The sequence below is a fragment of the Desulfuromonas thiophila genome, assembly GCF_900101955.1.
GTDB classification, from domain to species: domain Bacteria; phylum Desulfobacterota; class Desulfuromonadia; order Desulfuromonadales; family Desulfuromonadaceae; genus Pseudodesulfuromonas; species Pseudodesulfuromonas thiophila.
The window spans coordinates 23,219-44,155 of the sequence record NZ_FNAQ01000019.1 but is presented as its reverse complement, the minus strand read 5'-3'; the positions used below and the strand labels follow the sequence as shown (position 1 = coordinate 44,155).

The 20,937-nt window shown below is 56.3% G+C and carries 22 protein-coding genes and 1 pseudogene; 8 read left to right on the top strand and 15 right to left on the bottom strand.

Going from position 1 to position 20,937, the window contains the following annotated elements; translation table 11 throughout:
* The 5 genes from BLR80_RS11405 to BLR80_RS12790 all read left to right on the top strand — a co-directional run.
* Positions 1-324, top strand: a 324-nt coding sequence (locus BLR80_RS11405) for a transposase (protein ID WP_143012156.1), incomplete at its 5' end; no start/stop codon positions are given.
* A 249-nt stretch (positions 325-573) separates the two neighbouring features.
* Positions 574-1,056 carry a hypothetical protein gene (locus BLR80_RS11400; protein WP_092080251.1) on the top strand — a complete coding sequence of 161 codons (483 nt, stop codon included), beginning with the start codon at positions 574-576 and terminating at the stop codon, positions 1,054-1,056.
* A gap of 219 nt (positions 1,057-1,275) precedes the next feature.
* Positions 1,276-2,103 carry a hypothetical protein gene (locus BLR80_RS12795; protein ID WP_143012155.1) on the top strand — a complete coding sequence of 276 codons (828 nt, stop codon included), beginning with the start codon at positions 1,276-1,278 and terminating at the stop codon, positions 2,101-2,103.
* Entirely contained in the window at positions 2,093-2,383 is a 291-nt protein-coding gene (locus BLR80_RS11395; protein ID WP_143012154.1) for a hypothetical protein, read from the top strand. Before BLR80_RS12795 ends, BLR80_RS11395 begins: the two co-directional genes overlap by 11 nt.
* A 9-nt stretch (positions 2,384-2,392) precedes the next feature.
* Positions 2,393-2,986 (top strand): hypothetical protein, encoded by a 594-nt coding sequence (locus tag BLR80_RS12790; protein ID WP_143012153.1) that lies wholly within the window; start codon positions 2,393-2,395, stop codon positions 2,984-2,986.
* On the opposite strand, the pseudogene BLR80_RS13470 reads toward BLR80_RS12790, so the two are convergent.
* Positions 2,983-3,144, bottom strand: a pseudogene (locus tag BLR80_RS13470) (helix-turn-helix domain-containing protein); the annotation flags it as partial. The gene BLR80_RS12790 and the pseudogene BLR80_RS13470 sit on opposite strands and share 4 nt — an antisense overlap.
* A 420-nt stretch (positions 3,145-3,564) precedes the next feature.
* Between BLR80_RS13470 and BLR80_RS13465 the strand changes: the two are divergent.
* The gene (locus BLR80_RS13465) at positions 3,565-3,708 is read left to right on the top strand and encodes a transposase (RefSeq protein WP_143012152.1); all 144 of its coding nucleotides are present in this window, start codon (positions 3,565-3,567) and stop codon (positions 3,706-3,708) included.
* Between the two features lie 608 nt (positions 3,709-4,316).
* Here BLR80_RS13465 and BLR80_RS11380 read toward each other — a convergent pair.
* From BLR80_RS11380 to pyrR, 12 genes are all read right to left on the bottom strand, one after another.
* The gene (locus BLR80_RS11380; protein ID WP_092080240.1) at positions 4,317-4,583 is read right to left on the bottom strand and encodes a hypothetical protein; all 267 of its coding nucleotides are present in this window, start codon (positions 4,581-4,583) and stop codon (positions 4,317-4,319) included.
* Positions 4,584-5,201: 618 nt separating this feature from the next.
* Complete coding sequence (locus BLR80_RS11375; protein ID WP_092080237.1) at positions 5,202-6,275, bottom strand: replication initiation factor domain-containing protein; 1,074 nt, start codon at positions 6,273-6,275, stop codon at positions 5,202-5,204.
* Positions 6,272-6,697, bottom strand: a complete 426-nt coding sequence (locus tag BLR80_RS11370; protein ID WP_092080234.1) for a hypothetical protein — start codon at positions 6,695-6,697, stop codon at positions 6,272-6,274. Before BLR80_RS11370 ends, BLR80_RS11375 begins: the two co-directional genes overlap by 4 nt.
* 111 nt (positions 6,698-6,808) lie before the next feature.
* Positions 6,809-8,044 (bottom strand): Zn-dependent hydrolase, encoded by a 1,236-nt coding sequence (locus BLR80_RS11365; protein ID WP_092080231.1) that lies wholly within the window; start codon positions 8,042-8,044, stop codon positions 6,809-6,811.
* 37 nt (positions 8,045-8,081) lie between these two features.
* Positions 8,082-10,151 (bottom strand): ATP-dependent DNA helicase RecG, encoded by a 2,070-nt coding sequence (gene recG, locus BLR80_RS11360; protein WP_245691505.1) that lies wholly within the window; start codon positions 10,149-10,151, stop codon positions 8,082-8,084.
* Positions 10,152-10,203: 52 nt separating this feature from the next.
* Entirely contained in the window at positions 10,204-10,413 is a 210-nt protein-coding gene (locus tag BLR80_RS11355) for a DUF1858 domain-containing protein (protein WP_092080225.1), read from the bottom strand.
* 25 nt (positions 10,414-10,438) lie between these two features.
* Positions 10,439-10,915, bottom strand: coding sequence for a transcription elongation factor GreA (greA, locus tag BLR80_RS11350; RefSeq protein ID WP_092080222.1), 477 nt, complete (start codon positions 10,913-10,915; stop codon positions 10,439-10,441).
* A 111-nt stretch (positions 10,916-11,026) separates the two neighbouring features.
* The gene (gene carB, locus BLR80_RS11345; protein ID WP_092080219.1) at positions 11,027-14,278 is read right to left on the bottom strand and encodes a carbamoyl-phosphate synthase large subunit; all 3,252 of its coding nucleotides are present in this window, start codon (positions 14,276-14,278) and stop codon (positions 11,027-11,029) included.
* A complete protein-coding gene (carA, locus tag BLR80_RS11340) occupies positions 14,271-15,419 on the bottom strand; it encodes a glutamine-hydrolyzing carbamoyl-phosphate synthase small subunit (RefSeq protein ID WP_092080216.1) in 1,149 nt (382 codons plus the stop codon). Before carA ends, carB begins: the two co-directional genes overlap by 8 nt.
* Positions 15,420-15,494: 75 nt before the next feature.
* Positions 15,495-16,775 carry a dihydroorotase gene (locus BLR80_RS11335; RefSeq protein ID WP_092080213.1) on the bottom strand — a complete coding sequence of 427 codons (1,281 nt, stop codon included), beginning with the start codon at positions 16,773-16,775 and terminating at the stop codon, positions 15,495-15,497.
* A 53-nt stretch (positions 16,776-16,828) separates the two neighbouring features.
* Positions 16,829-17,767 carry an aspartate carbamoyltransferase catalytic subunit gene (locus BLR80_RS11330; protein WP_092080210.1) on the bottom strand — a complete coding sequence of 313 codons (939 nt, stop codon included), beginning with the start codon at positions 17,765-17,767 and terminating at the stop codon, positions 16,829-16,831.
* Positions 17,768-17,792: 25 nt separating this feature from the next.
* Positions 17,793-18,329 carry a bifunctional pyr operon transcriptional regulator/uracil phosphoribosyltransferase PyrR gene (gene pyrR / locus BLR80_RS11325; RefSeq protein WP_092080207.1) on the bottom strand — a complete coding sequence of 179 codons (537 nt, stop codon included), beginning with the start codon at positions 18,327-18,329 and terminating at the stop codon, positions 17,793-17,795.
* A 325-nt stretch (positions 18,330-18,654) separates the two neighbouring features.
* Here pyrR and BLR80_RS11320 point away from each other — a divergent pair, with 325 nt between their 5' ends.
* Together BLR80_RS11320 and BLR80_RS13345 are read left to right on the top strand one after the other, a co-directional pair.
* Positions 18,655-19,233: a hypothetical protein gene (locus BLR80_RS11320; RefSeq protein ID WP_092080204.1), complete on the top strand. Its 579-nt coding sequence runs from the start codon at positions 18,655-18,657 to the stop codon at positions 19,231-19,233.
* Positions 19,230-19,703, top strand: a complete 474-nt coding sequence (locus tag BLR80_RS13345) for a type IV pilin protein (protein WP_092080201.1) — start codon at positions 19,230-19,232, stop codon at positions 19,701-19,703. The genes BLR80_RS11320 and BLR80_RS13345 overlap by 4 nt, the downstream gene beginning before the upstream one ends.
* Here BLR80_RS13345 and BLR80_RS11310 read toward each other — a convergent pair.
* Together BLR80_RS11310 and mutM are read right to left on the bottom strand one after the other, a co-directional pair.
* Positions 19,657-20,094: an acyl-CoA thioesterase gene (locus BLR80_RS11310; RefSeq protein ID WP_092080199.1), complete on the bottom strand. Its 438-nt coding sequence runs from the start codon at positions 20,092-20,094 to the stop codon at positions 19,657-19,659. The genes BLR80_RS13345 and BLR80_RS11310 overlap by 47 nt on opposite strands.
* Before the next feature lie 11 nt (positions 20,095-20,105).
* The gene (mutM, locus tag BLR80_RS11305; RefSeq protein WP_092080196.1) at positions 20,106-20,936 is read right to left on the bottom strand and encodes a bifunctional DNA-formamidopyrimidine glycosylase/DNA-(apurinic or apyrimidinic site) lyase; all 831 of its coding nucleotides are present in this window, start codon (positions 20,934-20,936) and stop codon (positions 20,106-20,108) included.
* Position 20,937 lies beyond the last annotated feature (1 nt).

The following is a 20,937-nucleotide window of genomic DNA, read 5'->3' as shown; positions in this document are numbered from 1 at the left end:
GAGGATTTCCAGCGGTTCTGGGACTATCAACGCCCCGACTTCGCGGGAAAGTTCCTCGACAACTGGGTGACCCGGGCACTTCAAACCGACTTGGAGCCGATGAAGAAAGTAGCCCGGATGCTGCGCAGCCACAAGCCGCTGATCCTCAACTGGTTCAAGGCCAAAGGGCGGCTTTCCAGTGGCGCGGTGGAGGGTATGAACCTCAAGGCGAAACTCACCATGAGAAAAGCCTTCGGTTTTAAAACCCTGAAATGCCTGCAAATCGCCTTATATCATGAACTTGGCAAGTTGCCGGAACCTGAATATCTCCACAGATTCTGCTGACGAGCCTGAAGAAATCGCTAAAACTGTACTATTAAAAAAGGCCGGTAGGCCTATTGAGACAAGGCGTTGTCCAGATCGATACTAGTACTTGATTCCCCGCCTATAGGTGGGGACCGGATTCCCGTACAGGGGACTTGCACCCCATAAGATCACGCCCATGCCGGGCGTACACAAAACGATTCAGGCGGACGCATAAAACCGCGCGGCTGATTGAGGCGTTAGGCGAGTAATAGTAAGGAATTTTCCACAATGACAGTAAACGAGATCTCATGCTGGATTGATTCCCATCAGCTACTGGTGGTTTCAATAATCATCCCGCTAGTTAGTGCTGCTGTTGCGTTTTTGTCCTCATGGTATTCGACACGCCGAGCGCTTAAGACTGAGAGAGAAAAGCTCGATTTCCAGGCAAAAATCAAAGTGGCAGAATTTCGTCAAAATTGGATTAATCAGCTAAGAGATTCCATGTCTGAGTTTCAAAGCTACGGAGTTCTTCCAAACGCCGATCCAAGCCAAGAGAGAGATTTTTATCGCTTGGGGACAAAAATAGAACTACTTATGAATCCTAATGATCCTGATTACGGAAAGATCCAACAGTGTTTATATGCATTTCTTCATGCAGCAAATGGAAATATGGTAGAAAAATACGGAGTGAATTCGGAGTTCATTTCCACATGTCAAGGCATTCTCAAGAGAGAATGGGAAAGATTAAAGGCAGATCTGAAGCAACAGTGAAAATTCGCCTAATCGGGTAGCCGGGGGTTAAAAACCCCCGGCTACCACACCACCCGGCATGCGGGTCCGCTACCCACGCGGTACGGCAGGTCCGCAGCCGTTCCAGCTCTTACGAGCTATTGAGAGCTGATTTCAAGATATATTTAGGCGTCTGATTGCTTGTTTTGCCACTAGGTGATACCCTCTGAAGAAAGTCGCATCGTATACTGAATACCGTTTATGCCTGAGCGATACCCTGCTGCCAGGGAAAATGCACTTCGCGAGACTATTCACACAGGACCAATAATGAAGTTTTCAGATCCCCAATTTGTAAGCAGTAAGATTTTTTTGATTTATGAGCGCCATGTCATGGTTAGGAAGTCATTGTTTACCTTGGAAGAAAAGTTTGAGGGCGCGTTCCTCGCGCCGGAAATATTGCCTATTCCAGATGAGGCACCAGCAGAGATACCTCGTGGAATCTTCAGGTCTAAGCATGGATATTCTAATTTAAGCATATCCCAGATAAGGTCAGAGCTCACAACGAACTATGATTCATCATTCAATAAGGATTTTAATAAATGCTTTGATTATATGATTAAAAAATCTAATCTTTTTGATCGTTTTTTAAGCGTTGTCGCCGTTAGCCAGGTTGGACTGGGTTGTTCTATCAACTTTCGATTGCCTAGTCTTGATGACGATGAAAAAGTTTTAGCAGAGAAGTTAGAGAGAAAATTACTATCAGGCTTAATGTGTGAAGGTGGGTTGTATGACCTGAGGCTAAGCCTAGCAAGGGTTGTTAGGGACAAGTTGTTCTTAAATACGAACTTAAATAATTATAGAAAATATAGTTCTTCTAAGCCGATAATTTCACAAAACCCTAGACTTTGTGATCTAACACTTGATGAGTTCGGCTTAGAGTTCTCTATTGAATTAAATGATAAGTATGGATATAATAAAGGCGATAAAAGTTGTAGTATTTCTGATCTCGAAGATTTTATAAATACAATAAAATCTGAGATAGAAAAGGTAAAAGGAAAAATACTTGGAGGGATAAGTGGTGATAAATAATAAAACTATCATTGTATCAGCAGCTATAGCGCTTGCTTCACTATCTCCACCATCAAATGATCATATTGATGGTGGAGATAGTTCTAGTTCTTCCTTGGTTTATGAGCATCTTTCTACACCATTTTTTGGTGGACTTTCGACTCTTGGAGAGACTTTCGACTATATTGAAGATAAAACATCACTTAGGGAATTGGCTCTTATATTGTCAGAAGATAGCCGTAGATTTACTGATGATGAAGCAAAATCATATAGTAATTTTATCGATGATTTTTTTGTCTAATAAGAAGAAATGGAAGATCTAACTTTTTTTAAAGACCTTTTTGAGGAATCATTTCCTGTAGCTAGACCTGAGCTTAGATCCAAATTCCGCTCTTTTTTGGCTAGTGATAGACTTGATTATAAGTGGCTTTTTTCTTCAGCCACAAGATCAGTTATCACTCAGGGAGACATAGTAAGCAGTTGGCCATCCTTCTTTTTCGATGGTGAAAAAATCAGGGCAACTCGTGTGCCAGTTCCAGTAATCATGCTTGAACATACATGCGATATGTCTATAGATAATGGTGTAGTTCGAAATCAACATTATAGCTTCGCCCCACTGTTTCCTTTTTCAGTTGTGGGTAATCACTTTAGCGATTCGACCTCGTTAAAACGGAATCAAATTACAAATAAAATTTATGTTGGCCATATCGCTGATCTGGATGATGAATATGTAGCTGATTTAGATATGGTTGGTTGTGTCAAAGCTAGCTGGCTCCACTCTGCAATGGAATCCGGTAAAATCATTAGGATTTGCTCTTTGAGTGATGCTGGTTATTTTTTTATTTTGGCGAAGCTAACGGCGCATTTTCTTAGGGCCGATACCTCTTTTTTCCCTCCTGTTTAAGGCGTTATGCCCCAGCATCCACCATGCACCCATCGCTCCAGCTCTTGCCGTGGTATGCGTAGCGCTTTCAGCTGGCCAAAGCGGTAGGCGCTGATTCCTCCATCTCCCGGTTCCTGGTCAATCAAATTGTAGACATGTTGGCGACTGACACCCAGCCCCTTGGAAAACTCTTGCCCACCTTCCTGCCCGCCCGGTTACCTTCTCTCTTTGTCTTTTTTTGTCTTTCTCAATTCAGCAACCAAACCCCGCTGGAGGACGGCGGGATTTTTGTTTATCGATTCCCATAAACGCCGCAGGGGACTCCGCGAAACACTTTATTTGTTGATCTGCCGCTGTCCGTGCAACTCACGTGCAGCCTTTTTCCAAGTATTTGATTTTACTGCACAAAATACCATAGGACGCGGGTTCGATTCCCGCCACCTCCACCATTTAGAAAAGACAAACCCGTCTACTAACCGCGTCCGGTTGTTGGATGGATTTTGTTTTTCTGTGTATTGTCAGCTACTTACATCGCTTTCTGAGCTATCTTCACTTTAACGGACACACCAATTACCCTAACGGGAACAGGAGGTGTGTTTATGAGCAATCGGCGTTACGATCCAGATTTCAAACGCGAAGCCGTTCGCATGGTTGTTGAAGAAGGTCTGGGAGTCCGAGAGGTTGAACGGAGTCTCGGGATCACCTTCGGGGCAGCGTTGCGATTCAGTCCTTTGGCGCTGTAGAGGTCAAACGCCTTGACGATGCGCTGAAAATAACGCTGGCGGTTTTCTTCACAGCGTTTGCGCAACTCATCCTTGGCGGCATTGTGCAGGGAACTGACAAGTTTGCCGTGACGTTGTGCCAGGCGGAAAAAACCGGTCAGAGCGTCCAGCAGGTGGATGTATTCGAGAATGGAATCAGACGGGAGAACAACAGAGATTTGAACCCGGCCATCATCCGCCGGGGTGACGGTCAGATCGTCCTCAAGAAAGTGAAGATGCGGGATCATGAAGTGACCCCGCCAGAGAGCGACAAGAAATCAATGTCGCATAATAGATAGATGTTAATGTGTATATTGAAAGGTGGATCTGCGGCAGGCGGGCGAGTGTTGACGGCCGCTGAATATGGTAATACAATCAGACGCATAAAAAGGCCTCACCTTTTTTACCGAAACATCGGAGTTGGCGCTCTGGTGTTTCACTGTTCGAAGCCTTCAGGAGTTGCAGCTCTTGGAGGCTTTTTCTTTTTAATGTTCAGTCACCTTCTCGCACACTATGTGGTAATTGCAGTTACCATATATGATATGAAAAAGGCGTTCGTTTCTAATGTTTCGATGGTAATACCAAAGGGGTTATTTAGTCAACTGCTCGCCCTTATCTGCTATTGAAGCAGGGTCAATTTCCTTGTGCCTGATCTTGTATGCAAGGTCTCGAATTCCCACTCCGATTGCCAGAATTCCCGATTTTTCGAGAATCGCTAAGTCATCAAGGCCATTGCTAAGAATATTTTCCAAAAGTTTTTGCTTAGAAATTCCTATTTTGTCCGCATATTTGCTGATTTTTTCGTGCTGTTCATCAGTGACGTATAGAGCAATCTGTTTTTTCTTTGCGTGTGCCATAGCTGCATCCTTTCGCCTATACTAAGTAAAGTAATATCACTTTGCATTAAGTTGTCAATCTTTATTTTGCCTTGTTTGGGGGAGGGCAACGGTTACTCTGGAGCGTCAGCCGATACCCGCCGACCCTCACGGGCTTCGAGGTTTCGGCCACGGCCGAAGCCCTCGAAACCCGCAGAACTCGCCCGGCGGAGGCCGTCGGTCAGTAGGCAGAGGCAGTGAACGAGCATCGCGGAAGCGTAGTTGTTGAAGGTGAACAAACCAAGGTCAAGGGCATTGGCCCGTCCACAGGCAAAACGCAGGGCAAAGGCCAACCTGCGCAGGTGGCGACGTGCTCGCCTGTTGGCGGCTCGCCCCCTGCTTTGGTTTGCCCTGCTACTCGCTCGCGCTCGCTTTGCCTATGGACGGCCGGCGCGCGCTTCGAGCTCTGCGGCGATTGCCAAGCGTACCGCTGCAAGTCCCGAATCTATGTTGTCGGTCGAATCATCACGGCTGACACGACGGAGCCAATCAAGCGTTTCAATCAGGACTGCATCAGTCTGAAAAGCAATGTAATCGATCTTGTCAGTTATCACATTGGCCCCCTGTTGTTGCCGTTGTATGGGTGCGGTGCGCAAGCCATCAAAACGGGATGGCGCATAGCTGCCTTTGCTCTGGGGTCATTCTTGCCTTGCCGTGAAGGTAAATTTCCATCATGGCATCAGACCCGAAACCATCCAGAATCATTGCGATTGTCGGAGCAACCTGCTTTTTCAGCCAGCGTCTTGAGCGTTCAAGGGTAGGGGGCTTCTTCGGCACAGCGAGCTTGAGTTTTTCAGCGCCTGCGAGCAGGTCAAGCCACCACTGGGCCGTTTTCCATCGGCTCTTGTTGGTGTCGGTGCGTGAAGGGCTCAGAACGTTCAAATAGCCGCACAGAAGGCCACAATAGACGGAACCGACATCAAAACGGGCATCGTGTATCAGCTGGGCGACTCGTTGCGCGTTTTCGTGGCGGTATTGGCCTTCACAGCGTACCCAATGCCCTTGGAGGCCCTGCTCGGCGGCCTTGTCATAGATGCGATACTGCGTGTCACTCTTGGCCGAGCCGAAATAGAGCGTCTCGCCGGTGACGTGACCGGTGGAAATCAGGCCGCTTTCCATTCTCCGATAGGTTTTTGCCCGACAGGTGACGGCACCAGAACGGACGGCGCGGTTTATCCGTGCAAGGGTCAGTTCGCCAGTGACGTTATCAAGGGCAAGATCGATTCGGCCCACCTTGCCGCCATGATGCAGCACCCAATGCAGCACGTCCAAGGGGTTGTTTTTCATCTCCCGCAGGGCTTCACCCGACAAAATGACATGTACGCCCATACCCTCCGAGCCATCCATCAGGATTCGGGCCTTGCCGTAGATGATCTGCTTTTTATAGCCGTGCATGCCACGGGGAGCGTCACGGAAGGAAGCACCGGGGGTCTTGAGGTAATGCTCCAGTGAACGGAACCGTTCACGGATGCGGAAATCATCCGGCAGGGTAAATTCAAGCCAATCGATAACTATTTGATTATTCTCTGGAATACTCCCTTTGTCGGTAGGGGTCTGTGTATTTAGCGGGTGCGTGTTACAAGACGCACCCTTGGGCGCCGCAGCGTCTCCACGCCCGTTCCCGCGCTCGCTTCCTACAAACGGCGCGGAAGGGCGTTGCGCTGCGGGAATCACGGATTCCTCCGGGGACGACCGATGCGACCAGGACGGCCGGCTTCAATCAGGGCGGGACGAACCAGATCAACAGAGGCCCACGGATGCTTCTCGGCGTAGAGATCAACCGAGATTTGCTTGATAGCAGCGTTGCGATCCAGTCCTTTGGCGCTGTAGAGGTCAAACGCCTTGACGATGCGCTGAAAATAACGCTGGCGGTTTTCTTCACAGCGTTTGCGCAACTCATCCTTGGCGGCATTGTGCAGGGAACTGACAAGTTTGCCGTGACGTTGTGCCAGGCGGAAAAAACCGGTCAGAGCGTCCAGCAGGTGGATGTATTCGAGAATGGAATCAGACGGGAGAACAACAGAGATTTGAACCCGGCCATCATCCGCCGGGGTGACGGTCAGATCGTCCTCAAGAAAGTGAAGATGCGGGATCATGAAGTGACCCCGCCAGAGAGCGACAAGAAATCAATGTCGCATAATAGATATTATGTCAACTCGTAGAGCATGGCTGATATTATCCATACTGCTTATGCAATCTGGTCCGTTTCAGATCGTACCGGTATCCTGGGCCAGTTCAACAACACTGGCGTACAGTAAATCGACGCCCTGGGCAATATCTGCCAGAGCTGTCTGCTCGGTGCTGTTATGACTGATGCCGTGACAACTGGGAACAAACAGCAAGGCGGTCGGCACCACATCGGCCAGTTGCATGGCGTCGTGGCCGGCACCACTGACAAGGCTGAGGGTTTCCTGACCATGGCGCCGGGCAATGGCAGCAATCCGTTGGCGCAGCTGTGAATCAAGCACTACCGGCTGTTCGTTGCTGAGCAGATCGATATGAAGAGCAATTTCACGGCGGCGGGCAATGGCTTGCAATTGGCTTTGCAATTGCCCGGTCAGTCGTTCTTTACGGGAGGCATCACTGTCACGCAGGTCGATACAGAAATCGGCGCTGCCTGGCACCACATTCATGACACCGGGAGAACAGCTCAGTCGGCCAACCGTTGCAACGGTTTCAGCCTGGATATCTCGCGCCAGCTGTTCGACTGCCAGCACCATTTCAGCGGCGGCGGCAAGGGCGTCGCGCCGCAGCGGCATTGGTGTCGTACCGGAATGGTCATTGCGACCTGTCAGCCGAACACGAAAACGGCTGGCGGCGGCTATGGCGCTCACCAGGCCAAGGGCGCAACCCTGCTGCTCCAGCACCGGTCCCTGCTCAATATGCAGTTCGATAAAGGCGGCCAACTGACGCCGGTTGAGTCGCTGGTGCTGCAGTTGTTCCGGCTGACCACCAGCCTGGCGCAAAAGGCTGGCATAGCTGTTGCCTTGCTCATCGTGAATCTGTTCCAACTCGCTGGCGGTCAACTTGCCAGTGATGGCCTTGCTGCCAAGGGTGGCAATGCCGAAACGGCTCGATTCTTCGGCCGCGAAATTAATCACTTCGACAGGGCGCGCCAGGTGCTGGCCGTTCCGACGCAAACGGCGCACCACTTCCAAACCTGCCAAAACGCCAATGACACCATCGTAATGGCCGCCATTGGGCACACTGTCGAGATGAGAACCGGTTGCTATGGCTGGCAAATGAGGCTGATCTCCCACCAGGCGGCCCCGCAGATTGCCCGCCGCATCGAGTTGAACCTGAAGGCCCAGCTGGTGCATCCGCTGAATCAGCCAAGACCGCGCCTGCTGATCGGCTTTACTGAAGGCCAGTCGGCTGACACCACCATCGGCCTGCAAACCAAACTGCGCCAGGGTGCGGAAATCGTCCTGAAATGCTTGCATCCCCCTGCCCTCCTCAACTTTAAGATAAATTCATGCGTCAGCCAACATTGGCCAGTTCCAGCCGCTGACCCCACAGCTGCTGCAATCGCTGGCGCAAAGGCAGAAATTGCGGCTGTAGAATGTCATGTTCAGCCAGAAAATCGAAGGCATCCTGACGCGCCAGCTCCAGCAACGGTTGATCGCGCAACAGGTTGGCCACTCGCAGATGGTCCAGGCCAGCTTGACGGGTACCGAGAAACTCACCCGGTCCACGCAACTGCAGATCCGCCTCGGCGATCCTGAAGCCATCGCTGTGCGTTTCGATAACCTGCAGGCGCTGGCGCGCTTCGGCACCGCAGCCGGGCGACGGCAACAGAAAACAGTAACTTTGATGCTGCCCCCGCCCTACCCGGCCGCGCAGCTGATGCAGCTGGGCCAGGCCGAAACGCTCGGCGTGTTCGATCATCATCAACGAGGCATTGGGGACGTCGATGCCAACCTCGATCACCGTAGTCGCTACCAGCAAGTCGATGTCTCCAGCCTGAAAGCGGCACATGACCTGGTCTTTATCGGCGGAGGGGAGCTGACCATGCAGCAGGGCCAGCCGGAAGGGACTGAAGCGGCGCTGTAACAGCTCGCAGGCGTCGGTCGCGGCGGTCAGATCAAGTTTCTGGCTTTCTTCCACCAGCGGATAAACGCAATAAACCTGTCGCCCCTGCCGCAGTTTTTCCTCAATAAAACTGTAGAGCTGTTCGCGTTTATTTTCGAAGACGATACGGGTTCGGATTGGCTGGCGGCCAGCCGGCAGTTCATCAATAACCGAAAGGGCCAGATCGCCATAGAGGGTCATGGACAGGGTGCGCGGTATCGGTGTCGCCGTCATGACCAGCACATCCGGCTGACGCCCCTTCTTGCGCAGCAGATTGCGCTGCTGCACACCAAAGCGGTGCTGTTCGTCAATGACAACCAGACCCAGATCGGCAAACTGCACCTCTGGCTGAAACAGGGCATGGGTGCCGACCAGCAGGTGGATCTGCCCGTCTTGCAGCTGCTGCAACAGCGTGCGGCGTTCCTTGGCCCGGGTCGATCCGGTCAGCAGGGCGCAGCGCAAACCCAGCTGCTGCAGATAGAAGACGAATTGGCGATAATGCTGCTCGGCAAGGATCTCTGTGGGTGCCACCACCGCCGCCTGACAGGCATTTTCGATAACTACCAACGCAGCCATCAACGCGACCAGGGTTTTACCGCTGCCAACATCTCCCTGCAGCAGGCGCTGCATCGGTGCCGGCGCCATCAGATCGCGCTTGATCTCCCCCAGCACCCGCCGCTGGGCAGTCGTCATCTTGAAGGGCAACAGCGCAACCAGAGCTCGGGTATAGCGATGGGAAACCTGAAAGGCACGGCCCGGCAGGGCGCACTGGCCCCGGCGACGCAATCCCAGGCCCAGTTGCAGATAGAAAAACTCCTCGTAAATCAGGGTGCGGTGAGCCGGGCTACACTGATGCTGCAAAGCATCCAGATCGCTGGCGGGATCGGGTTGGTGCAACTGGCGGATGGCGCTGGCCAGCGGCAACAACTGGCGTGTCTGGCGAAGGGTGGCGGGCAGATGGGATTGCAGTCGGTCGGCCTGCAATGCAACAGCCTGCTGGCACAGCCGCCGCATCTGGGTTTGGGAGATGCCTTCTGTCAGCGGATAAACGGGCAGGATATGGGGGACAAAGGGGCGATCAGCGGCTTCGATCTGCGGATGCAGCAACTCGACCTGGCCGGCAAACCGTCGGGTCACGCCATGTACCAGCAGTTCACGACCCGGCTGCACAAGCTTTGGCAGCCAAGCGGAGCGATAGTGAAACCAGACCAGCCGGGCCTGGCCGCTGGCATCCTGCACCAGAGCCTCGAAGCGTTTGCGCCCGCGGCCGCCACTCACCTCACCGCAATGAACCACCCGCACCTGCAGGCTCCGCTCCTCACCGGCCTGCAGGCGGGCAATCGAAGACAGGGTGCGATGGTCCTCGTAGCGCAGTGGCAGCAGAAACAGCAGGTCATCGATGCCATGCACCTCCAGCCGGGCCAGTTTTTCCACCAGAGCGGGACCAACCCCCTTGAGGTTGAGCAACGAATCCGCCACACCGCCTCGCTGAACACCGGCGCTGGCAGATCTGACCGTGCCGGCCGCTGGTTCAGCTGTCCGACGCATCCAGCACGGCGTTGAGTCGCGCAATCAGCTCATCGACATCCAGACCATGGTTGGTAGCCCCCTGCCGCAGACTTTCATGCCGCGCGCCACCGCAGCCCTGACAGTGCAGGCCGTAAGACGCCAGCACGGCGGCCATCTGCGGATGCATGGCCAGGATATCGGCCATTTTGGTCATCTTATCGATTCGGGCCATGAATTTTATCCTGTCCTGGCAGAAACTAGCGGTATTGAATATCGGTCACTTCGTAGACCTTGATGCCGGAAGGCACCTGAATACGGACCTCATCGTCCAGCCGGTGGCCAATCAGCGCCTTGCCGACAGGCGAGGTCACGGAAATCTTGCCGGCCTTGATATCGGCCTCGTCCTCGCCAACAATCTGGTAGACCACTTCCTGTTCATTGTCGACATCGAACAGGGTCACGGTGGCGCCAAAGACAATCTTGTCAGAACTGATGGTCTTGGGGTCAATCACCTGGGCGCGGGCGATCTTGTCATTGAGCTCGGCGATGCGGCCTTCAATATGCCCCTGGCGATCCTTGGCGGCATCGTATTCGGCATTTTCCGACAGATCACCATGCGAGCGGGCTTCCGCGATGTCCTGAACAACCTTGGGACGAGCGACCCGGACCAGGTGTTTGAGCTCTTCCTGCAGCTTCTGATAACTTTCAGGGGTCATGGGAACAGACTGAGACATAGCGTGCTATTTCCTTGTAAGCCTTTGAAAATAAAAGTTACGGGCAGGAAATTCCTGCCCGTAACGGGAAAACGGAAACAAAAATGCGAATGAAAAGGATCTTAGTCAGACTCAGAAACTATACTCTTGCAGCGCCCGCACGTCAAGGCTTTCGCGCGCCAGCGCAATGATGCCGTCGGTTACCGCTGCCATGCCGGCAACCGTGGTGTAGTAGGCGATGCCATACATCAGGGTGGTGCGACGGATTGAAAAGGAATCCGCGATGGACTCAGCACCAAAGGTGGTATTGAAGACCAGAGTGATCTCGCCATTTTTCAGAGCGTCGACGCAGTGTGGCCGCCCTTCCTTGACCTTGTTGACCCGCTCCACCGCCAGACCCTGCTGACGCAGATAATCGGCGGTACCGCCGGTTGCCACCAGACCGAAACCGGCCTCTAGCAAACGACGGGCGATGGGCGTCACCTCAACCTTGTCGCTGTCCTTGACGCTGATGAACACCTTGCCACCCCGCGGCAGCTTGACCCCGGCGGCAATCTGGGCCTTGGCAAAGGCATGACCGAAATCGATGTCAATGCCCATGACCTCGCCCGTTGATTTCATCTCCGGCCCCAGCAGGGTATCGACACCGGGAAATTTGGCGAAGGGGAACACAGATTCCTTCACCGCCACATGCTGTGGCATCGGATCGCCGCTGATCCCCAATTGGCGCAGACTTTTCCCTGCCATCAGGCGCGCGGCGATCTTTGCCAGCGGCCGGCCGGTAGCCTTGGAAACAAACGGCGAGGTCCGACTGGCGCGGGGATTGACCTCGATCAGATACACCGCGTTGTCCTTGACGGCGAACTGGATGTTCATCAGACCGACCACCCCCAGTTCCAGCGCCAAAGCACGGGTCTGGCGGCGCACCTCCTCCACCAGGACTTCAGACAGTGAATAGGGCGGCAAGGAACAGGCCGAATCGCCCGAATGGATACCGGCTTCTTCAATGTGCTGCATGATGCCGCCGATGACCACTTCCTGGCCGTCGCAGAGGGCATCGACATCAATTTCGATGGCGTTATCAAGAAATTTATCGATCAGTATCGGATGCTCCGGCGAAGCCTTTACCGCCACCTGCATGTAGTTGCGCAACTGCTCTACCGTGTAAACAATTTCCATGGCCCGACCGCCGAGCACATAGGAAGGCCGCACCACCACCGGATAACAGATCCGGTCCGCCACGGTCTCGGCTTCCTCAAAGGATCGGGCCAGGCCATTGGCCGGTTGCTTCAGCTCCAGTTTGTGCAACAACGCCTGGAACCGCTCGCGATCCTCCGCCCGGTCGATGGCATCGGGGCTGGTGCCGATAATGGGTACTCCCGCCTGCTCCAGCGCTACCGCCAGTTTCAGCGGTGTTTGGCCGCCAAACTGCACAATAACCCCTTCCGGCTGCTCGACAGCAATGATTTCGAGCACATCCTCCAGGGTCAACGGCTCAAAGTAGAGCCGGTCCGAGGTGTCGTAATCGGTCGACACGGTTTCCGGGTTGCAGTTGACCATGATGGTTTCAAAACCATCCTCTTTCAGAGCGAAGGCGCCGTGCACACAGCAGTAGTCAAACTCGATGCCCTGACCGATGCGATTGGGGCCGCCCCCCAGAATCATGATCTTGCGCCGGTCGGACGGCTGCGCCTCGCATTCCTGGTCGTAACAGGAATACAGATAGGGCGTGTGCGCCTCGAATTCGGCACCGCAGGTATCCACCCGCTTGTACACCGGCCGGATATCCCAGCTGTGACGCAACTGGCGGACCGCCGCTTCGCTGCTGCCAAGCAGACAGGCCAGCCGTCGATCACTGAAGCCAAACTGCTTGGCCTGGCGCAGCAACGCCAGTCCGGCCGGCGTCGCCTGCAGCAGAGCCTCGGCCTGCTGCTGCAGATCGGTTTCCAGCGCGATAATCTGGCCGATATTGTGCAGAAACCAGGGATCAATGCCACTGAGCTGGTGAATCTCCTCCAGGTCGAAACCACTGCGCAGGGCATCGCCCAGATACCAGACCCGATCAGCGTTGGGGATGCGCAACTTGTCGCGCAGCAGTTCCTGTTCGCGCTCGGACAGGCTGCGACCGTATTCCTGCGGGCTGGCAAACAGCTTGCTATCGAAGCCATCGCAGCCGATTTCCAGCGAACGCAACGCCTTGTGAAAACTCTCCTTGAAGGTGCGGCCAATGGCCATGGCCTCGCCAACCGACTTCATCTGGGTGGTCAGCACCGGATCGGTACTGGGAAACTTCTCAAAGGTAAAACGCGGCACCTTGGTAACCACATAGTCAATGGTCGGCTCGAAGGACGCCAGGGTTTCGCGGGTGATATCGTTGGGAATCTCGTCAAGGGTATAGCCCACCGACAGTTTGGCGGCAATCTTGGCGATGGGGAAACCGGTTGCCTTGGAGGCCAGCGCCGAAGAGCGTGACACCCGCGGATTCATCTCGATGACCACCAGTCGGCCATCGGCCGGATTGATACCGAACTGGATATTGGAACCGCCGGTTTCGACGCCGATTTCGCGGATAATCCTGAGGGAGGCATCGCGCAGAATCTGGTATTCCTTGTCGGTCAGGGTCTGGGCCGGCGCCACGGTGATGGAATCGCCGGTATGCACCCCCATGGCATCGAAGTTTTCAATCGAACAGATGATGACGACATTGTCGGCCAGATCGCGCATCACCTCCAGTTCGTACTCCTTCCAGCCAATGACCGATTCCTCCACCAGAATTTCATTGGTGGGCGAGGCATCGATACCGGCCACGGCCATGGTCTCGTACTCTTCGCGGTTGTAGGCAATGCCGCCGCCGGTGCCGCCAAGGGTGAAGGAAGGCCGGATGATGGCCGGAAAACCCACCTCCTCGATCACCGCCATGGCTTCATCGAAGTTGTGCGCCAGTCCGGAACGGGGAACAGCCACCCCAATACGGGCCATGGCCTGCTTGAACAGGGTACGATCTTCCGCCATCTCAATCGCTTCGAGTTTGGCGCCGATCAGCTCGACGCCGAAGCGGTCAAGGGTGCCGTCCTTGGCCAGCGCCACCGCCGTGTTGAGCGCCGTCTGGCCGCCCAAGGTCGGCAGAACAGCATCCGGCCGTTCCTTCTCGATGATTTTGGCCAGCACCTCCGGCGTAACCGGTTCGATGTAGGTGCGGTCGGCAAAATCCGGGTCGGTCATGATGGTGGCCGGATTGGAGTTGAGCAGTACCACCTGATAGCCTTCGTCCTTGAGGGCTTTGCAGGCCTGGGTGCCGGAATAGTCAAACTCGCAGGCCTGACCGATAACAATGGGGCCGGCGCCGATAATCAGAATCTTGTTAATATCTGTTCTTTTAGGCATTTAGCTTTCCTTGGTTCAGATTATTTCTGAAGTTTTCCATCAGCGCGGTGAAGCGGCCAAACAGGTAGCGGGCATCATGCGGCCCCGGCGACGCCTCGGGGTGATACTGTACCGAGAAAGCCGCCAGACGGGGGTGTTCCAGCCCTTCAACGGTATTGTCGTTGAGATTGATGTGGGTGATGCGGACCTCTTCGGGCAGGCTGTCGGCCGCCACGGCAAAACCGTGATTCTGCGAGGTGATCTCGACCCGGCCACTGTCTTGTTGCCGCACCGGCTGGTTGCCGCCCCGATGACCGAACTTGAGCTTGTAGGTGCTGCCGCCGAGGGCGATGGCCAGCAGCTGGTGGCCCAGACAGATGCCAAACAGCGGCACCTTGCCCAGCAGCTCGGCAATGGCCTGCTGGGCATAGGTCAGGGGAGCCGGGTCGCCCGGCCCATTGCTGAGAAACACCCCGTCAGGCCGCAGGGCCAGCACCTCGGCGGCACGGGTGGTGGCCGGCACCACCGTCAGATCACAGCCGGCCGCCGCCAAAAGCCGTAAAATGTTGCGCTTGATGCCGAAATCATAGGCCACCACGCGAAACCGCGCCGGTTCCTGCTGCTGCCCATAACCCGACTCCAGCAGCCAGGGAGTTTCACGCCAGCGGTACGGCGCCGCCGTGGTCACTTCGCGGATCAGGTCGCGACCGATCAGACCGGGGGCCTGGCGGGCCTTTTCGATCAGACGCGCCGGGTCGAGATCAACGCTGGAGATGATGCCGGTCTGGGCACCGCGACTGCGGATATGGCGTACCAAGGCACGGGTATCAATGCCTTCGATGCCAACAATGCCCTTTTCCTTGAGATAGGCATCCAGCGTCTGGCAGCTGCGCCAGTTGCTCGGCTGCTGGCAGCATTCCTTGACAACAAAGCCGGCCAGATGGGGGTGGCTTGATTCGACATCTTCGAGGTTGATGCCGGTATTGCCGATTTGCGGGTAGGTCATGGTAACGATTTCACCATGATAGGACGGATCGGTCAGGATTTCCTGATAACCGGTCATGCTGGTATTGAAGACCACCTCACCGGTGGCTTCGCCAACGGCGCCGATACTGCTGCCAGCGAATACAGTGCCATCGGCCAGCGCCAGGAGTGCTTTCATGCGGGGGATTCTCCTTTGAGACAGGCGTTACGGAGGCCAGGGGATGCGTCGACCGTGACGCACCCCCCTGCCCTGTCAAACCTTGCGTTTATAGCTGGCACAGCCCGCCAGCAGGGTCAGGACAGCCGCGCCCTTGAGCTGCCAGCCGTCGAACGGGGTATTCTTGCCACGCGACTGCAGTTGCGCCGCCCGAACCGTCCACTCCAGATCCGGATCAATCAGGGTGACATCGGCAACAGCGCCGACCTGCAGGCTGCCACGCGGAATCCGGAAGATGCGGGCCGGCCGGCAGCTGAGACAATCAATCAGCTGCGACAGACTCAGCACCTGCTCCTCCACCAGCCGCAGGGCCAGCGGCAGTGCCGTTTCCAGCCCCACCAGACCATAGGCCGCGACATTGAACTCGACGTTCTTGTCATCAATGTGATGCGGCGCGTGATCGGTGGCAATGGCATCGATGGTGCCATCCTTCAAGCCTTCCTTCATGGCCGCGACATCATCCGCCGTCCGCAAAGGCGGACCAACCTTGGCGTTGACATCGTAACCGCGCACGGCCTCCTCGGTCAGGGTGAAATGATGCGGCGTCACCTCACAGGTCACCCGCACCCCGCGTTTTTTGGCATCGCGGATCAGTTCGACACTGCGGCGGGTGGAGATGTGACAGACGTGCAGATGGGCCCCGGTCAATTCGGCCAGCAGCAGATCGCGGGCAACGCTGGCCGCTTCGGCCACCCAGGGGTTGCCAACCAGCCCCAACTCCGTCGCCACCCGCCCCTCGTTCATCACACCACCAGCCTTGAGCGCGTCATCCTCGGAATGAGCGATGATGGGCATATCGAAGCCGCGGGCGTATTCCATCGCGTGGCGTAGCACCTCACCATCCTGCACATTGAGACCATCGTCGGAAAAGCCGACGCAGCCGGCATTCTTCAGATCGCCCATCTCCACCAGCGACTCGCCTTTCTGACCCTTGCTGATGGTGCCAATAGGATAGACATTGGCAAAACCTTCCTCCTTGGCTTTCTGGATCATGTAACGGGTGATGGCCTTGCAGTCATTGACCGGCCTGGTGTTGGGCATGCAGGCCACCGAGGTGAAGCCACCGGCGGCGGCAGCACGGGTGCCGCTGACAATATCCTCCTTGTACTCGTAGCCCGGATCGCGCAGATGCACATGCAGATCCACCAGCCCCGGCACCACCAGCAGGCCGCTGGCGTCAATCACCTCGTCCACCCCTTCGGCGGCAATACCGCTGGCAACCTGGCTGACCTGGCCCTGTTCGATAAGCAGATCGAACTGGCCGTCAAGCTGTTGCGATGGATCGATCAGCCGGCCGTTGCGAATCAGTGTTTTCATGGCGTTTACCTCGTCGTTATGGCGTAAGAAAATACATTCTAAAAAGGTTTGAATTACTGTGCCGCTTCCGATCCGCCGGCCAGCAGATAGAGCAGGGCCATGCGCACGGCCACGCCGTTCTCCACCTGCTGCAGAATCACGTTCTGGTTGCCGTCGGCAACGTAGGAGGAGATCTCCACCCCGCGATTCAGCGGCCCCGGATGCATGACAATGGCATCGGGTTTGGCCAGCTTGAGGTTTTGCGGGTTGAGGGCGAAAAACTGGGCGTATTCGCGCAACGTCGGAATCAGCTTGTTGCCGCCCTCACGTTCCAGCTGAATGCGCAGCATCATGATCACGTCGGCATCGCGGATGGCCTCGTTGATGTCGGTATAAACCTCGGCCCCCAACTGCTCCAAGCCCAGCGGCAACAGGGTCGCCGGCCCGGCCAGGCGCACGGTGGCTCCCATGGTTTTGAGGGCATAGAGATTGGAACGGGCCACACGGCTGCGGGCGATGTCACCGATAATGGCCACCGTCAGGCCATCAAGCCGGCCCTTGTGCTCGCGAATGGTCATCAGGTCAAGCAGAGCCTGGCTGGGATGCTCGTGGGCTCCGTCACCGGCGTTGATGACACTGGCATGGCTGAGACGTTTGGCCAGATAGTCCGGCGCGCCTGAAGCCGCGTGGCGGATGACGATGATATCGGCGTTCATCGCTTCGATGTTCTTGGCCGTGTCCTCCAGGGTTTCGCCCTTGGTGACCGATGAACCTGAAGCCGAAATATTAATGGTATCGGCCGACATGCGCTTACCGGCAATCTCGAAGGAGGTACGGGTACGGGTACTGTTCTCATAGAACAGGTTGATGATGGTCTTGCCGCGCAGGGTCGGCACCTTCTTGATGTCGCGCTGGTTTACCTGCTTGAAGCTTTCCGCCGTCGACAGGATCAGCTCGATGTCTTCCCGCGACAGCGGCTGGGTGCTGAGAATGTGTTTGTGTGCGAAGGCCATGGATCGTTCTCCCACAGGTTGGAGGTCAGGGTTTGATAAGGCGCACATCAATGGGCTGCTGCGCGGCATCGAAGTTCACCAGAATCTGTTCATCACGGGCGGTCGGCACATTGCGACCGATATAGTCCGGCCGGATCGGCAGTTCGCGGTGGCCGCGATCGATCAGTACCGCCAGTTGCACCGAGCCGGGGCGACCAATATCCATCAGGGCGTCCATGGCGGCGCGGATGGTGCGGCCGGTGTAGATCACCTCATCCACCAGGATCACATGACGGCCATCCAGGGCACAGGGGATATCGGTCTTGCCCACCGGCCGGGGCTGGCCCGTCGCCACATCGTCGCGGTAGAGGGTCACATCGATAGCGCCCTGAGGCACCTCGGCCCCTTCGATATCGGCGATACGTTGCCGGATCAGGCTGGCCAGATGGTCACCACCGCTGCGGATTCCCATGAGCACCAGCCCCTGGCAGCCCTTGTTTTTTTCCAGAATTTCATGCGTGATCCGCGTGATGACCCGGCGGATGGCTTCCCGGTCAAGAAGAACGGTTTCAGTCTGCGCCATTGAAGACCTCCTTGTTCACAAGCCGCGCCGGACCTGTCGCCAGGCGACCGGCAACAAAAAAGCCCATCCGCACAAGCGGACAGGCTGAAAAACTCTGAAAGCACAATTTTGGGGCGCACATGTGGGCTCCTTTACCGACCTCACGGGATCGGTTTAAAAGGAATCGCGGGTGAAGATTTCCGCGAACTCTAGCAGGCCAAAGAAAAAGCCGTCAAGAGGAAAACTTGCCGCTTGACGATTCGGTGCCATCGCGTATATGTGTAGACTCTTACGGAATAAACCATAAGACAGTAGCAGACCGCGTTCAGGGTCTGCAGGAGTCGGCATGAACCCGTCGGAACAACATTTTGTCAGCTGTCAGCGCTGCGGTCGACAGATCGAGGAACAGTGTGCCATTGAAGAGGATGGCCTGCTGCTCTGTGGCGACTGCGTGGTCGCTCAGACCAAACGCGAAGTCGACCAGGCCGAAGCCGCCAGCACCAAACTTCGGCAACAGCAACGCGAACAGCAACTGCGTGAAATCCGACGGCAACAGGGGCAGCGCGCTGTGCTGCTGTTGCTGCTGGCCCTGGCAGGGTTGCTGCTGGCGCAATGGGTGACTCACAGCAACCGGCCCGAACCCGTCGCCAGCCAGAAATTCGTGCCGACAGAGAATCTCACCACCACCCAGGCCTTCCTTGTGCTGGCCCTGCACCAGTACCGCCAGGATCATGCCGAGCACCTGCCCGAACGGCTTGATCAGCTGGTGCCCCGCTACCTGACGGAAGACTATCGCCCGATCCTGCCGCGATTCCGTTATCAGCCGCTGGCCACAGGTGGCTACCACCTGGAACTCGCGGCGATCCCGGCCGATGACCGTGAGGAACCGGTTGCCGACGAGCCCGCCAGGGGAGAAGCCCAATGAGGAGATTTCGCTGTCAGAAGGGCTACACCCTGATCGAACTGCTGACCGTCGTCACCATCATCGGCATTCTGGCCACTATCGCCATTCCGCAGTATCGCGGCTACCGCGACAAGGCCCAGATGGTAACGGTCTACACCTGCCTGCGGCAGATTCGCCTGACCCAAGAGGTATATTTTACCGACTTCCAGACCTACTACGGCTTCACCGATCCTCTGGTTGGCCCCGCCAGCTTCAAAATTGGCAACACCGAGCAAATAATCGGCATTCCCAACGGCCAGACCTGGACCATCGTTGCCGTTGGCGACGCGGAAGCTGCCATAAAATCCTTCAGTGTCGTGATCCAGACCAACTTCGACCGCAACCAGAACGGTCAACCGGATCGGTACCTGTACCAGAAAACCGCCGATGGGGGCGGCAGCACCCTCACGGAAACGGAGATCCTTCCTCTGCTGCCGCTTGCAGGCACCTGATGCGCTCGACAAAGGCCGCCGGCAGCCGCCGCGGCTTGCGCGCCCCGTAGTCAAAGGCCACCAGCACGGTGCTGCCTTCGGCGGTCAGGGTTCCCTGCCGTTCAATGCGGTACTCCAGCACCACGGCCGAGCGTTGGCTCTCCCGTAGCCGGACTCCTATCTCCAGCAAATCGCCATGAAACATCTCGGCACGGTAGAACAGTTGCGCCTCGGGCAGAATCAGACCGCAACCATCGCCGATGGCCAGCTCGGTAAAACCACCCAGCTGCCGCAGAAAGGCAATGCGCGCCTCCTGAAAAAAATCCAGTACCGCCGAATTGGCCACATGGCCACCATAATTGATGTCGCTGATACGGACCTGATAGGGCAGCACAAAGGGGTAACCATCCATGGTGTCGTTCCTCAGGGTGATGCCAGCGGCGGCTGACAGTGGGGACAGAAATAGGTCGAGCGCTGGGCCAGGCGACACTGGACAATGGGCCGCTGGCAGCGACGACAGGGTTCATCCTCACGACCGTAGACACGCAATTGCTGGCTGAAATAGCCGGGTTGACCGCTGCCATCGACGAAATCGCGCAAGGTGGTGCCACCAGCGGCAATGGCCAGCCGCAGCACCTGTTTGACGGCACGCACCAGCTGGCGCAGTTCCGCGCGCGTGAGGCTGGCGGCCGGCCGGCGCGGATCGATACCGGCGACGAACAGGGCCTCGTTGGCGTAGATGTTACCAACGCCGACCACCACGCGGCTGTCCATCAGCCGGACCTTGATGGCCTGGCGGCTGGTGTTGCAGGCCCGCGCCAGAACCTCTGTGGTAAAGGCCGACGACAGGGGCTCCGGCCCCAGACCCACCAGCAGCGGATGCTCTCCTTGCCCGGCCGGCTGCCACAGCAGCAGACCAAAACGGCGGGGGTCATGAAACCGCAGACAGGTGCCATCGTCGAGCAGCAGATCAACCTGATCGTGACGGCCGGCCGGCTCCAGCTTGCGCAGCAAGCGCAGGCTACCGGACATGCCCAGATGAATGAGCAGCGTGCCGCTCGCGCAGTGCAGCAGCAGATACTTGCCGCGGCGACTCAACTGGTGGATGGTCTGCTGGTACAGACGGACGGCCAGATCGGCCGGCACCGGATAGCGCAGCCGAGGCTGATAAACCTGACAGGCCACCAGACGGCGGTGCAGCAGGTGCGGTTCGAGCCCGGCCCGCACGGTTTCCACTTCGGGCAATTCAGGCATC

Excerpts from the sequence above, each read along its gene's own strand:
- BLR80_RS11400 (WP_092080251.1), top strand. The coding sequence starts at position 574 with ATGACAGTAAACGAGATCTCATGCTGGATTGATTCCCATCAGCTACTG.
- BLR80_RS12795 (WP_143012155.1), top strand. The coding sequence starts at position 1,276 with ATGCCTGAGCGATACCCTGCTGCCAGGGAAAATGCACTTCGCGAGACT.
- BLR80_RS12790 (WP_143012153.1), top strand. The coding sequence starts at position 2,393 with ATGGAAGATCTAACTTTTTTTAAAGACCTTTTTGAGGAATCATTTCCT.
- BLR80_RS13465 (WP_143012152.1), top strand. The coding sequence starts at position 3,565 with ATGAGCAATCGGCGTTACGATCCAGATTTCAAACGCGAAGCCGTTCGC.
- BLR80_RS11380 (WP_092080240.1), bottom strand. The coding sequence starts at position 4,583 with ATGGCACACGCAAAGAAAAAACAGATTGCTCTATACGTCACTGATGAA.
- BLR80_RS11370 (WP_092080234.1), bottom strand. The coding sequence starts at position 6,697 with ATGATCCCGCATCTTCACTTTCTTGAGGACGATCTGACCGTCACCCCG.
- BLR80_RS11365 (WP_092080231.1), bottom strand. The coding sequence starts at position 8,044 with ATGCAAGCATTTCAGGACGATTTCCGCACCCTGGCGCAGTTTGGTTTG.
- BLR80_RS11355 (WP_092080225.1), bottom strand. The coding sequence starts at position 10,413 with ATGGCCCGAATCGATAAGATGACCAAAATGGCCGATATCCTGGCCATG.
- greA (WP_092080222.1), bottom strand. The coding sequence starts at position 10,915 with ATGTCTCAGTCTGTTCCCATGACCCCTGAAAGTTATCAGAAGCTGCAG.
- carB (WP_092080219.1), bottom strand. The coding sequence starts at position 14,278 with ATGCCTAAAAGAACAGATATTAACAAGATTCTGATTATCGGCGCCGGC.
- carA (WP_092080216.1), bottom strand. The coding sequence starts at position 15,419 with ATGAAAGCACTCCTGGCGCTGGCCGATGGCACTGTATTCGCTGGCAGC.
- BLR80_RS11335 (WP_092080213.1), bottom strand. The coding sequence starts at position 16,775 with ATGAAAACACTGATTCGCAACGGCCGGCTGATCGATCCATCGCAACAG.
- BLR80_RS11330 (WP_092080210.1), bottom strand. The coding sequence starts at position 17,767 with ATGGCCTTCGCACACAAACACATTCTCAGCACCCAGCCGCTGTCGCGG.
- pyrR (WP_092080207.1), bottom strand. The coding sequence starts at position 18,329 with ATGGCGCAGACTGAAACCGTTCTTCTTGACCGGGAAGCCATCCGCCGG.
- BLR80_RS11320 (WP_092080204.1), top strand. The coding sequence starts at position 18,655 with ATGAACCCGTCGGAACAACATTTTGTCAGCTGTCAGCGCTGCGGTCGA.
- BLR80_RS13345 (WP_092080201.1), top strand. The coding sequence starts at position 19,230 with ATGAGGAGATTTCGCTGTCAGAAGGGCTACACCCTGATCGAACTGCTG.
- BLR80_RS11310 (WP_092080199.1), bottom strand. The coding sequence starts at position 20,094 with ATGGATGGTTACCCCTTTGTGCTGCCCTATCAGGTCCGTATCAGCGAC.
- mutM (WP_092080196.1), bottom strand. The coding sequence starts at position 20,936 with ATGCCTGAATTGCCCGAAGTGGAAACCGTGCGGGCCGGGCTCGAACCG.